At 66.0% G+C, this 11,845-nt stretch carries 10 protein-coding genes; 8 read left to right on the top strand and 2 right to left on the bottom strand.

Going from position 1 to position 11,845, the window contains the following annotated elements:
* Positions 1–101 precede the first annotated feature (101 nt).
* Genes BJ969_RS23480 through BJ969_RS23465 form a run of 4 tightly spaced genes read left to right on the top strand, consistent with a single transcriptional unit; the run spans position 102 to position 4,979 of the window.
* Positions 102–1,679 (top strand): ABC transporter substrate-binding protein, encoded by a 1,578-nt coding sequence (locus BJ969_RS23480; RefSeq protein ID WP_184482137.1) that lies wholly within the window; start codon positions 102–104, stop codon positions 1,677–1,679.
* Positions 1,676–2,623 carry an ABC transporter permease gene (locus tag BJ969_RS23475; RefSeq protein WP_343071562.1) on the top strand — a complete coding sequence of 316 codons (948 nt, stop codon included), beginning with the start codon at positions 1,676–1,678 and terminating at the stop codon, positions 2,621–2,623. Before BJ969_RS23480 ends, BJ969_RS23475 begins: the two co-directional genes overlap by 4 nt.
* A gap of 23 nt (positions 2,624–2,646) precedes the next feature.
* A complete protein-coding gene (locus BJ969_RS23470) occupies positions 2,647–3,411 on the top strand; it encodes an ABC transporter permease (protein WP_221315924.1) in 765 nt (254 codons plus the stop codon).
* Positions 3,408–4,979: an ABC transporter ATP-binding protein gene (locus BJ969_RS23465; RefSeq protein WP_343071561.1), complete on the top strand. Its 1,572-nt coding sequence runs from the start codon at positions 3,408–3,410 to the stop codon at positions 4,977–4,979. Before BJ969_RS23470 ends, BJ969_RS23465 begins: the two co-directional genes overlap by 4 nt.
* Positions 4,980–5,117: 138 nt before the next feature.
* Here the strand turns inward: BJ969_RS23465 and BJ969_RS23460 are convergent, their stop codons facing one another.
* Positions 5,118–5,726, bottom strand: coding sequence for a GNAT family N-acetyltransferase (locus BJ969_RS23460; RefSeq protein ID WP_184482133.1), 609 nt, complete (start codon positions 5,724–5,726; stop codon positions 5,118–5,120).
* Positions 5,727–5,938: 212 nt separating this feature from the next.
* Between BJ969_RS23460 and BJ969_RS23455 the strand changes: the two genes are divergently transcribed.
* Positions 5,939–7,396: an SDR family oxidoreductase gene (locus BJ969_RS23455; protein ID WP_184482131.1), complete on the top strand. Its 1,458-nt coding sequence runs from the start codon at positions 5,939–5,941 to the stop codon at positions 7,394–7,396.
* 342 nt (positions 7,397–7,738) lie between these two features.
* Positions 7,739–8,476 carry an SDR family NAD(P)-dependent oxidoreductase gene (locus BJ969_RS23450; protein WP_184482129.1) on the top strand — a complete coding sequence of 246 codons (738 nt, stop codon included), beginning with the start codon at positions 7,739–7,741 and terminating at the stop codon, positions 8,474–8,476.
* Positions 8,477–9,821: 1,345 nt separating this feature from the next.
* Here the strand turns inward: BJ969_RS23450 and BJ969_RS23445 are convergent.
* Positions 9,822–10,010: a hypothetical protein gene (locus BJ969_RS23445; RefSeq protein ID WP_184482127.1), complete on the bottom strand. Its 189-nt coding sequence runs from the start codon at positions 10,008–10,010 to the stop codon at positions 9,822–9,824.
* Between the two features lie 331 nt (positions 10,011–10,341).
* On the opposite strand from BJ969_RS23445, the gene BJ969_RS23440 reads away from it, so the two are divergent.
* Positions 10,342–10,599 carry a hypothetical protein gene (locus BJ969_RS23440; protein ID WP_184482125.1) on the top strand — a complete coding sequence of 86 codons (258 nt, stop codon included), beginning with the start codon at positions 10,342–10,344 and terminating at the stop codon, positions 10,597–10,599.
* A gap of 871 nt (positions 10,600–11,470) precedes the next feature.
* Positions 11,471–11,845, top strand: a complete 375-nt coding sequence (locus BJ969_RS23435) for an SAV_915 family protein (protein ID WP_184482123.1) — start codon at positions 11,471–11,473, stop codon at positions 11,843–11,845.

Here is an 11,845-nt window from a genome sequence, read left to right as displayed (position 1 = left end):
TCCCCTTTCGGGGGTTGTTGAAAAGTATTATCGTTTTCTTTTGGTGTGGCTGGTCGGGTGGCCGGCGGTGAAGGCATCGGAACCGGAATGGAGGGCTGCGCATGGAGTCCGAGAGGTCGGCCGTGTACTCGTCTGATCGGAGCCCGGTGACGAGGCGGGGGTTCCTGGGGCTCACTGCTGCGGCCGCGCTGGCGGCGGGGGTGTCGGGATGTGCGACGGGTAACTCCGGCTCGAGTGCCGGGGCGCCGCGGCCCGGGGGCCGGTTGCGCGCGGTGTTCCCGGGCGGCGGCGCCGATGAGGTGCTGGACCCGCACACCACGGATCTGTACGCCGAGGTCGCCAGGGCGAAGGCGTTGTTCGACAAGCTCGCGGACTACGGATCCGACATGTCGCCGCAGCCGCGGCTGGCCGAACGGTGGGAATCGAGCGCGGACCTGCTGACCTGGCGGGTCCCGCTCCGGCAGGCCGCGTTCCACGATGGAAAGCCGTTGCGCGCCGACGACGTGTTATCTAGCTACGCGCGCATCCTGCGACCCGACAGCACTCGCCGTGCCAAGGCCAGCCTCTCGGTGATCGACCTCGCCAACAGCCGCGCGATCGACGATCGCACCGTCGAGTTCCGGCTGAAGCGCCCCTATGCGGAGTTCCCCAACGCGCTCGCCACCCTGGGCGCCTACATCGTTCCGGAGGGCGCGCAGCACTTCGACCGGCCCATCGGCTCAGGTCCGTTCCGGTTCACCTCGTTCGAGCCGGGCCGCAGTTTCCTCGCGGCGCGGAACCCGGACTACTGGGACGGCGCACCACACCTCGACGAGCTGGAAATCCTGGTCAGCAATGACGAATCCGCCAGGGTCAACGCGCTGCTCGGCGACCAGGCGGACTACGCGCACGACTTGACCGCCACCACCGCCCGCAGCCACGAGGAAGCCGGTCAGATCCAGATCCACCGGCTGCCGTTGAGCAACTTCCACGCGTTGGCGATGAAGGTGGACCGCCCGCCGTTCGACCGGCGCGAGGTGCGACAGGCGTTCTTCCACCTGATCGACCGCGAGGAACTCGTCCGCTCGGTGCTGCAGGGATCCGGGGAAGTCGCCAACGACCTCTTCGGCAAGAACTACCAGTACTACAACGACGCGTTGCCGCAGCGGCGGCAGGATCTGGACCAGGCCAGGGCGCTGTTGCGGCAGGCGGGCGCGGAGAACCTGACGGTCGAACTGCTCACCTCCGAAGCGTCGCCCGGTTTACGCGAAGCCGCGCTGGCCATCGCGGACCAGGCCAAGCAGGCAGGTGTGACCGTCAAGGTGACCTTGGGGAACAAGGACACCTACTGGTCGGACATCGCCGATCGGGGGTCCGTGGTGAGCTACCGATCCGGAGCGATGCCGATCGAGTCGCACATCTCGCAGCGGTTGCTGTCCGGTTCGACGACCAACAACACCAAATGGCAGCGCCGCGAGTTCGACGAGCTCTACCACCAGGCGCAGGCCACATCGGACGAACGTGCTCGCACCGAGCTCTACATGGAGATGCAGCGCGAACTGTTCGAAGAAGGCGGCTTCCTGTGGTGGGGCGTGTCGGACTGGATCGTGGCGTCGGCGAACAGGGTGGGCGGCATCGATGACCGCGCGCCGGCGAACACCTTGGACTGGGCACGGTTCGACAAGGTGTGGATGGGGTGAACCTTCCGCGCTACGTCTTTCGACGAGCACTGCTGGGCGTCGTTCAGGTCTTCCTCGCCATGGTGCTGGTGTTCCTCCTGACCGAGGCGTTGCCGGGGGATGCGGCGGTCACCGCCGCCGGGGACAACCCGGATCCGGCGATCATCGAGCTGATGCGTGAGCAGCTCGGGCTGAACGCGCCGTGGTGGCACCGTCTCGGTGAATGGATGTTCGGGGCGGTCCAAGGCGACTTCGGCCGGTCGCTGGTGGGGCCTCGCTCCGTCGTGGACATCATCGGTTCGTCCGTCGGCCCCACGCTTCTGCTGGCGATGCTGACGTTGGCCCTGGTCGTGCCGGTGTCGCTGGGCCTCGGAATCCTCGCCGCGAACAGGGAAGGTCGCCTCGTCGATCGCGTCATCACCTCCACGACCCTCGGCCTGTACTCGGTTCCCGAGTTCGCGATGGGAATTCTGCTGGTCACGGTGTTCGCCGTGCAGCTCGGCTGGTTCCCGCCGACGGCGGTCGGAGGGAGCGCCCTGCTGAGCCGTCCGGAGGTGCTGGTGCTGCCGGTGCTGGTGCTGTTGCTCCGTCCTATCTGCTCCCTGAGCAGGCTGATCCGCGCAGGGATGATCGAAGCGCTGCACTCGGGCTTCGTGCAGCAGGCGCGGCGTTGCGGGCTGCCACCCCTGCGCGTCCAGCTCGCCCACGCCTTGCCCAACGCCGCCGTTCCCGCCGTGCAACAACTCGCGCGGACCACCGACTGGCTGATCGGCGGCGTCATCGTCGTGGAAGCGATCTTCGTGATCCCAGGGCTGGGCACGACGCTGATCGAGGCGGTCTCCGCACGTGATCTCCCGGTGGTGCAGGGCTTGTCCCTGGTGCTGGCGAGCGTGACCGTGCTGGTGAACCTCGCCGCCGACATCGTTGCTCGCCTTCTGGCGCCGGCCGCGGAGGTTGACGGATGAGGCGCTTCGTGATCCCAGCGGCGTTGATCGCCCTGCCGATCGTGCTCGCGGCGGTCGGTCCGGTCTTCGCGTCCGCCAACTCGGACAAGGACATCGCGTTCAGCAGCGGGCCCGGGCACCTGTTCGGCACCGACTTCGTCGGCCGGGACGTGTGGAACGAGGTGCTCCTGGGCGGCCGCTCGGTGGTGCTGATCGCCGTGGCTGCGACCTTGTGCACGTACCTCGTAGCGGTACCGATCGGGGTGGCGGTGGGGATGAGCCGGTCCAGGTTCCTGGGCGAAGCGGTGATGCGACCGTTGGACATCGTCCTGGCGGTGCCGTCGATGCTCCTGTTGCTGCTGCTGGCTTCCACGGCACCGAACGTCATGTGGGCGTTGGTCGTGATCGTCACGGTGATCAACCTTCCGGATGTCATCAGGATCGCGCGTGCCTCGGCGCTCGCGATCTCAGCGAGACCCGCGGTCGAGGCGATGCGACTCCAAGGGGAGAGCCACGTCCGCATCGGCCTCGGCTATGTCGTGCGGGCGATGGTGCGAACATTGGCCGCGGATTTGGGGACCAGGTTCACTGGCGCCGTCTACCTCGTCGCGTCGGCGAGCTTCCTCGGTGTCGGGGTGTCCCCGCAGACCAGCGATTGGGCGGCGATGGTGGATCGCAACCGCACCGGCTTGTTCCTCCAGCCCTGGGCGGTCGTGCTGCCCGCACTGCTGATCGTGGCATTGTCGGTGGGGGTCAACCTGGCATTCGACCAGCTGTTGCGCAGGAAGCGGCGAGAGGTGCGCGCGTGAACGTCGTCGATGTCGGCGAGCTGACGGTCTCGCTGGACACCCGGCCCGTGGTCGCCGGAGTGTCGTTCGCCATGGCGGCCGGCGAGGTCACCGCGTTGGTGGGGGAGTCCGGTAGTGGCAAGACCACCACCGGACTCGCGCTGCTCGGTGAACGCCCGCCCGGTGCCGACGTCGACGGCGATGTAGTCGTGGCCGGCGATCGCGTAGCTGCGGACCGGCCACCTGCGCCCGGGCGGATCGGATACATCCCGCAGCACCCTTCGGCGGCGCTCAACCCGGTCCGCCGTGTCGGCTCGGTGCTGCGCGAGATCGCGCGCCGACACATCGGCACGGTTCCGCGCGCGCAGCGCAAGGAACTGGTGCGCACCAAGGTCTCGACAGCGCTGCGCCGAGCTCAGCTGCCGGATGGGGACACCCTGCTCAACCGCTACCCGCACCAGCTCTCCGGTGGGCAGCAGCAGCGCATCCTCCTCGCTCAAGCGCTGGTGTGCGACCCGGTCGTGGTGATCGCTGACGAGCCCACGACCGGGCAGGACGCTCTTACGCGCGGGCAGATCGTGGAGGAACTGCGGAGCCTGGCCGAGCTGGGGATCGCCGTGCTGCTGCTGACCCATGACCTCGACGTGGTGCGGCAGCTGGCGCACCACGTGTTGGTCATGCGAGCCGGGGCGGTGGTCGAATCCGGCCCCGCCACCGAGGTTCTGAGCTCGCCGACGCACGCCTACACGAGGCTGCTGGTCGAGTCGCAGCCCGACAGCCGGGCGCCGCTCGGTACGAGCGAGGCCGACCCGCCACCCGCGGTGGTCTCCGCGCGTGAACTGATCGCCGGCCACCGTGAACGGGGAAGGTTCACCGAGACGCTGCACTCGGTGTCGCTCGAAATTCCAGCGGGCGAGCGCATCGCGGTTGTGGGCCGTTCCGGCAGCGGTAAGACGACGCTGGCCCGATGCCTCGCCGGTCTGCACCCGCCCCGGCGCGGGGCAGTGCTGCTCGACGGAACGCCGCTCGCCGCTCGATTGCGCGGGCGAACCCGAGCACAACTGGCCGACATCCAATACGTCTTCCAGGACGCCCGCGCATCGTTCAACGAGTTCGCGCCCGTCATCGACCAGGTCGCCAGAACCGCCGAACGGCTTCGCGGCGTTGATCGACGAGAGGCTCGCAGTCAGGCCGACGGGTGGTTCCGGCGCATCGGACTCGGCCCGGAGATCACGGCACGGCTGCCCGAGTCGTTGTCCGGTGGCGAGCTGCAACGAGCTGCGCTCGTTCGGGCGCTGCTCGCCGAACCGCGGGTCCTGATCTGCGATGAGATCACGTCCGGGCTGGACACGGTCACTCAAGCCGAACTGCTCGGCGTGCTGAAGGAGCTCCAGACCGCTGCGCAGTGCGCGTTGGTGGTGATCACGCACGACCTGGGCGTGGTGGCCGACCTGGCCGAGCAGGTCGTGATCGTCGATGAGGGCCACATCGTCGAACGGGGACCGGCCTCGGAAGTGCTGCGTGCTCCACAGCATTCGATGACGTGCGCGCTGATCGAGGCGGCGACGAGCCGAATCGCTCGAACCTGAGCGTGCGGCGGAGATTCCCGGACGACCCGGCGGCGTGCGGTGCGCGGAGGTGAACATGCCTCCATGGTTCGCCGTCGAACGTGCGTTCGTCATCGCTGAAGCGGGTGGAGCTCGCGTCGCCCGATCTTGCCGACTAGGTCACCCGGCGTAGTCGATGTCGGAGAGGGCGGCCGGATTCGAGCGAAGCGCTCCCGATCGGCCCGGGATCGCGATCTCGAAATGGACGCTGGGGCTGTAGCGAGGGTCCTGGCGGGCGTCGTAGATCTCCGTCGCCGCGCTCTGCCAGAACGGTGCGGCGCCCTCGATCGCGGGGTTCGTGTGCAGGTAGATCGTCGAGTACTCCGGTGTCTCCGACACGAAGTCGCAGGCCATCGACACCAGTGCGCTCGCCAGGCCGTGGCGGCGGTGCTCCCGGTCCACGTAGACGCGGAACAACTGGGCCGTCCGGCCATCCCCGTAGCGGGCCGCCAGCCACTCCGGGTGCGGTGGGCAGCGGGGGCCGCCGGAGCGGATGGCCGTCGTCGCCGCGACCTGCTCGTCCCGCACCGCCACGAACAGCGCGTGGCGGGGGTTGTTCAGGTACGCGCCTTCGATGTCCACGACATCCGAGTGCCAGCGGGCGTGGTAGCCGTGGCCGAACTCCTTGTAGAAGGTGTCGAGCATGACCCGCCGGGCGCCTTCGACGTCGTCGATGCGGGCTCGCCGCACGACGTACTCGCCGATTCGATGCTCTTCCTGATGATCCATGTGCTCTCCATCGGGCTCTCGCGCCTGAGTCGCCGAGGAACGCGACTTCCGGTGCGCCGAGCCCACAATACAATGACTCTCGTTTTCAATAAGTCGCCGGTCGGGGACGGCGTGGTGGTGCGAGGAAGGGAACCTTCCTGTCACCCGTGACAGGAAGGTTCCCTTCCTCGCCGTGGGCTGCGGGGGCTCGTGGGTGGGCGCAGGCTGCAGGAATGGTGTGTCTGGTTACCGGGGCGAGTGGTTACGTCGGTGGGCGGTTGGTGCCGCAGTTGCTGGCGGACGGTCGGCAGGTCAGGTGCCTGGTGCGGGATCCGGAGAAGCTGCGGGACGTGCCGTGGCGAGATCGGGTGGACGTGGTTCGCGGGGACCTGTTGCGGGAGGAGGACGTGGCCGCGGCGTGCGAGGGGGTCGAGGTCGTCTACTACCTGGTCCATTCGATGGCCGAGTCCGGTTTCGCCGTTCGGGACCGGAAAGCGGCGCTGATCATGGGGCAGGTGGCCCGGGAGGCGTCGGTTCAGCGCATCGTGTACCTCGGAGGCGTGCATCCGCCGGTGGAGGAGCTGTCGGAGCACATGGCCTCGCGGGCTGAGGTCGGCGAGATCCTCTTGCGAAGCGGTGTTCCGACGGTCGTGCTGCAGGCCGCGGTGATCATCGGTTCCGGGTCGGCCAGCTTCGAGATGCTGCGGCACCTGACCGAGCGGCTTCCAGTGATGGTGACCCCGCGTTGGGTGCACAACCGGGTGCAGCCGATCGCGGTGCGGGACGTGGTGCACTACCTGGTCGCGGCGTCGCGCGTACCGCGATCGATCAACCGCTCCTTCGACGTGGGCGGCCCGGACGTCCTGACCTACGGCGAGATGATGCGCCGCTACGCGGTCGTCGCCGGTCTGCCGCCGAGGCGGATGTTGCCGGTCGGTGTGCTCACTCCCTGGCTGAGCGCCCAGTGGATCAACGTCGTGACTCCGGTGCCGAAGAAGGTGGGGGCGCCGCTGATCGAGTCCCTCATCCACGAGGCGGTCTGCTCGGAGAGCGACATCGACGAGGTGGTGCCCCGGCCGGCGGGGGGTGTGACCGGCTACGACAGATCCGTCGAGCTGGCCTTGAGCAAGATCCGGAACGCGGAGACCGAGACCCGATGGTCGGACGCGGCCCCGGCGGACGCTCCTTCCGAACCGCTGCCGTCGGACCCGGCTTGGTCGGGCGGCACCGTCTACGCGGATGTGCGGGAGAAGTGGAGTCCGGTCGCCCCGGATCGCTTGTGGCGCGTCGTCGAGGGCGTCGGCGGCGAGCACGGGTGGTACTCCCCGTGGCTGCTGTGGGCGGTGCGGGGAGCTCTCGACAAGATCTCCGGCGGGGTTGGATTGCGGCGGGGGCGTCGCCATGCGCAGCGCCTGCGCGTGGGAGAGGCGCTCGACTGGTGGCGCGTGGAAGCGCTCGACGAGGGACGGCTCCTACGGCTCCGGGCGGAAATGCGGTTGCCGGGGCGCGCGTGGCTCGAGTTCGTCGTCGCGCCGGGTGAGGCGGGCGGATCGCACTACCGCCAGCGCGCGGTGTTCGTTCCGCGCGGATTGGCCGGGCACGTCTACTGGTGGTGCCTCGTCCCGTTCCACGGATTGATCTTCGGGGGAATGGCGCGGAACGTCCTCCGCGCTGCTTCAGAAGGAGAGTGACGCTTGCGGGGCGCTGACCGGTCAGAGGCGTTCGCTGCGATCGTGGCCTGAGGCGACTTGTGCGCTGTTCGACCGGGGAAGCGCGGTATGTGGTCTTCAGGGAGAGAGCGAATCGACATCCCTTGAAAACCAAGTTGGACAAGAACGCTGATCAGCGCCTTGTCCATTCTCGTTATTTCGGGTGCCCTCGGCTGGACTCGAACCTGCGACATCAGTGCAGTCGGCACAAGCCTCGTCGTCGCAGCACCGGCTCTGGTCGCGCTAGTTGTCACCGGGCCTTGGCACACTCGGCGAACCAGGCCACGTTCATCCACACCACCACCACACAAGGAGCGGGCGACCATGGAATTCGACGGCACCACAATTCTGCTCACCGGTGGGACCAGCGGCATCGGCTTCGCCACCGCTGAACGCCTACTGGCCGAGGGTGCTGAGCTCACCATCACGGGACGAGACCGCGAACGCGGCCACGAAGCGACATCGGCTCTTGCGCGACAGACGGGCCGTAAGGCGTCCTTCGTTGCGGCCGACATGAGCGACATGACCTCCGTGCGCGATCTCGCCCGCCAGGTCGAGCCTGTTGACGTCCTCATCCACAACGCGGGAATCTTCCCGTTCTCCCCTACCGTCGATCAGGACCCGTCACTGTTCGGGGCGATGATGGATACGAACGTGCGCGGCCCTTTCTTCCTTACCGCGGCCCTCGCGCCTGCGATGTTGGCGCGTGGCCACGGCAACATCGTCCTCGTCACCAGCACCGCTGGGATGACCGGACAAGCCGGCAATGCCGCGTACGCGGCCACAAAGGGTGCCCTCTCGGCGCTGACGCGGAGCTGGGCGGTCGAGTTCGGCTCACGGGGCGTCCGCGTCAACGCCGTCGCGCCGGGCGCGACTCAGACGGCGTCGCTGCTCGACGAGGTAGGAGAGAGCACCCTCGCGGACTCGGGGGCCGCCAACCCGATCGGACGAGTCGGGCAGGCGGGCGAGATTGCCGAGGCGATCCTGTTTCTGGCCTCGCCGCGCTCGAGCTACATGACCGGGTCCACGGTCGTCGTCGACGGTGGACACACGGCCGCATAAGCAGGGCACCATCTCGCGGGCGAGCAGCTGGGAGACCAGACCCCGGTGTGAACCGACGCGCCCGGGTGCTCGGGCGCGTCGGGCCGCCCCGGCGGTTCGCGGACTCACCTCACCCCGTGGCTTGCGTCGGCCGGCCGGGGACGAGGTGCCCGTCCGGGTCGGCGTCCCAGCCCGCTCGAGCTCCGCGCAGTCCCCTAGACGTTGTCAGGCGATCAGCGCTGATTCCGTGATCTTCTTTGACCCGAACGAAGATTCGGACCCTGCACGGGCAAGACGTGATCGCCTGCAAGCAGGTGGAGGACTTCTTCGGATACCGGGCCCAGTAGGGCCGTGCACGCGCATTGCACGTAACCATCGGCTGAGATCGGCAGACACGTACCGGAAGTGGCTGACGCACAAAACCGCCCCTGGTCGAATTCTTGCTGGCCAGGGGCGGTTTTGTGCGTCTATTCGATGTGCCCTCGGCAGGACTCGAACCTGCGACACCTGCCTCCGGAGGGCGTTCCAGCCGTGCCAACTACCTGGGGCGCGGCTGGCCACCTACTCGGCGGCCAGCCTGGGAGCATCGGTCAGTTGTCGTCATTCTCGGTCACCTGCGGTCCGCGTGTGCCCCGGACGTGCCCCATCCGTTGGCGCGTGGCCAACCCAGAACCCACGGTTCTGGCATCCATGATGGCCGACGTCTACCGTCACTTGACGATACAGCCGGTCACCTGCGCAGATCTCTCCATCAGGGGCGTGATCATTTGACGTCGCATGACGTCGCTGACCGTTGATTATTGGCACTTCTTCGGCAATCCCCGGGCGTCACCGGATCAGCTGGCCTGCCCGGGAACGCTGTATACCTGACCGATACCCGGTAACCAGGATTAGCATCGACGCTTCGCAACATTGTTTTGTGCAGTTGCGATGCGGGAATCGAGATTACCTATCGAGGCACAGCGGCGCCAGCAGGCAAGCCGCGCGAGCCCCAGAAAGGTGCCAGCGAACGCGCACTCTGGCACCTTTCTGGTCGGCTCAATCGAGATTTTTACCGGATTGAAACAGTGCTCCGACGATCGTAGCCCCAGACCCCAGCACAACCGGCATAATCGTATGAATCAAGTACTCGGCAAGGGCCTCCGATAAGGCCCCGAACGCCCGCCCGAGAACTACAGTCAGAAGGGTAAAGCAGAACAGAAAGCCCACTCCGACAAGAACCTTAGACTGCATAGAGGCCACATGGCGGCGTTGCTCACGTCGCTCCGTGCCGAGATCGATTACATCTCCATCGTCGGGCGTCTCGTACTCGACCCAAGTTTCTTCTGAGTCCTCCTCCCTTTCCTCCGAACCGTCTCGACCACTCTCACTCATTCCCTTGCGGCCGCCGGGTCGCGTGCTGGCCGACCTCCTCTCGGACCGAGAGGGGCGACCGCAGGTCCGGCAGCGTGTCGATGATCTTCTTGTTACTCAGCTCGCTGTCACCAGTCTCGTCTTTCCAGGTTTCACCGACAACACTGTCGGTGCGACGGCGCGGGGTCCGCGAATCGCCCATCTACCTTGATCCTTTCTGGCGTACGCCGGGACGTCTCTCCGGCTACTTCTCGGGGTGCAGGCTCGCCGACCGCACCCCCGCCGTGCGGGCTGCCAGCTTCACCCAGACCCGATGATACACAGCGTACACGCCTCGACCACGCCTAGTGTCCCAACCTAGCTGTCACCCAGCTGCATGATGCACAGCTTTTAGGGTGGCAACCGCCACCATAGTAGTGCATCATAGGGGCGCTCCGGTACAGTAGAGGAGGGGATGCCGCCGAAGTCCGGGGACTTCAGCGGTGTCCGGAGACAGAAGAAGGGACACCTCAGGGCTCAGATTGGGGATCGCAGTGAGCGCTGGCACGCAAGAGCAATACTCAAACCAAGAAACCAAGGGACATGCTCGCGCAAAGCGAATCAATGTTTCCATATCCACAGAAATGGCTAATTCACTAAATAAGCTGATCGAAAATGAAGACGTCAGCTTGACTGAGGCCCTTCGGCGGCTAGTCGGTTACGGCGACTTCGTCTACAGTGCAATAAAGGATGATGGCGCCAAGGTTCTAATTGAAAAGGATGGAACAACTCGAGAGGTCGTCATTCTGTGATGCTAAATATGTTTAGATTAAGCCATGTACCCATGCGGCGAGTGATCTTTGCTAAGTCCTAAGGGGGCCGTCTAGGATAATCTTGGATTTTAAGCAACGCGTTCACGCACATTTGGAGAGTCGGGAAACTTCCATTTGTAGAGGTTTTTGTGCTCAATTCCACTGGGGGATGACACGAGAACCGCTTGGGCTGATTAAGTTTTAGATGACTCCAACGAAATGTCATCTAACACTAAAAGCAGTATGCTGTTTTTAGTTGCGAGTGGGCCTCGTCAAGAGCGAGGCCCACTCATTTTCGTGCTGTAATAGCGCCTATCGTGGGCTACTTGTGATGGACTCTCTTGCATTTTCGCGCAACGAAACCATAGCGAGGCGAGCACATCGACAATAGAGAGACGCTGGTCTGCGGGAGTGGCCGAGGTGACCACTCCCGCAGACCAGCCACACTTGTTCATTGAATCTGGCGGGACGATCCGCAACTCTATACGGCCCCTGCGTGGTTCCCGGCCGCCTGCCTTCCGCATTGCGCCCGGACGCCGGCCGCCGGGACCGGCGCCAGCCGCACGCCCGGCGGCCGGCTTGGCCGGGCTCGCATACAGCAGGCAGGCGGCCCCGCAGGGGCCGCCCTTGATGAAGAAAAGAAACTCTGAACACGAGCGCTGCGACTCGGTGTGTGCAGCTTGGTCGGCATCTGACGAAGCATCGAGCGCTGCACGTTGACCAGGCGGGGGCTAGCGGTCGCAGGTGATCGAAGACTGCTCTGCACGGGTGATATTGGGGTGATGTCTAGGGTTATAAACCTCCGGCGTCCGTGTGGTCGTTAGGGTCGCCGCGGCATGCGTCGTTGATGTCCGGTGAGGAGTGTGGCCACATGTCGAGCGCGTTCGGCGCCGACGGACGTTCGTACGTGTCCCCGCCGGTTTGGGGCGCTGAGAACGTCAACGAACCAGGTGGGTCGGAGGAGCCCGGCGGGCAGCCCGTGCGTTCGAACGTTCCGGTGTTCGTCCCTACCGGGTCCGAGCCTGACGAGGATGGGCACGCCGAGATCCAGCTACGGCGAACCGACGAAGACGAGTTGGCTTTGCCGGTGTTCACGAGTGTGGAAATGCTGGTGACTTGCTGCGGGGAAGGTCAGCCGTGGGTGGCCTTCTCCGCCGAGTCCCTGCCGGATTTGCTGGCTGCCACCGGCGCGGACGGTATTGCTCAGGACGTCGATCTTCGCCAGCTCAGCGCAGGGGGGTCGTAA

Source organism: Saccharopolyspora gloriosae, assembly GCF_014203325.1.
In the GTDB taxonomy this organism is placed as follows: domain Bacteria; phylum Actinomycetota; class Actinomycetes; order Mycobacteriales; family Pseudonocardiaceae; genus Saccharopolyspora_C; species Saccharopolyspora_C gloriosae.
The sequence above is the reverse complement of the archived record's forward strand: the minus strand, read 5'-3'. Positions and strand labels throughout refer to the sequence as shown.

Bases quoted from the DNA above. Each gene is read 5' to 3' on its own strand.
- BJ969_RS23445 (WP_184482127.1), bottom strand. From the start codon at position 10,010: ATGGGCGATTCGCGGACCCCGCGCCGTCGCACCGACAGTGTTGTCGGT.
- BJ969_RS23460 (WP_184482133.1), bottom strand. From the start codon at position 5,726: ATGGATCATCAGGAAGAGCATCGAATCGGCGAGTACGTCGTGCGGCGA.
- BJ969_RS23455 (WP_184482131.1), top strand. From the start codon at position 5,939: ATGGTGTGTCTGGTTACCGGGGCGAGTGGTTACGTCGGTGGGCGGTTG.
- BJ969_RS23480 (WP_184482137.1), top strand. From the start codon at position 102: ATGGAGTCCGAGAGGTCGGCCGTGTACTCGTCTGATCGGAGCCCGGTG.
- BJ969_RS23450 (WP_184482129.1), top strand. From the start codon at position 7,739: ATGGAATTCGACGGCACCACAATTCTGCTCACCGGTGGGACCAGCGGC.
- BJ969_RS23435 (WP_184482123.1), top strand. From the start codon at position 11,471: ATGTCGAGCGCGTTCGGCGCCGACGGACGTTCGTACGTGTCCCCGCCG.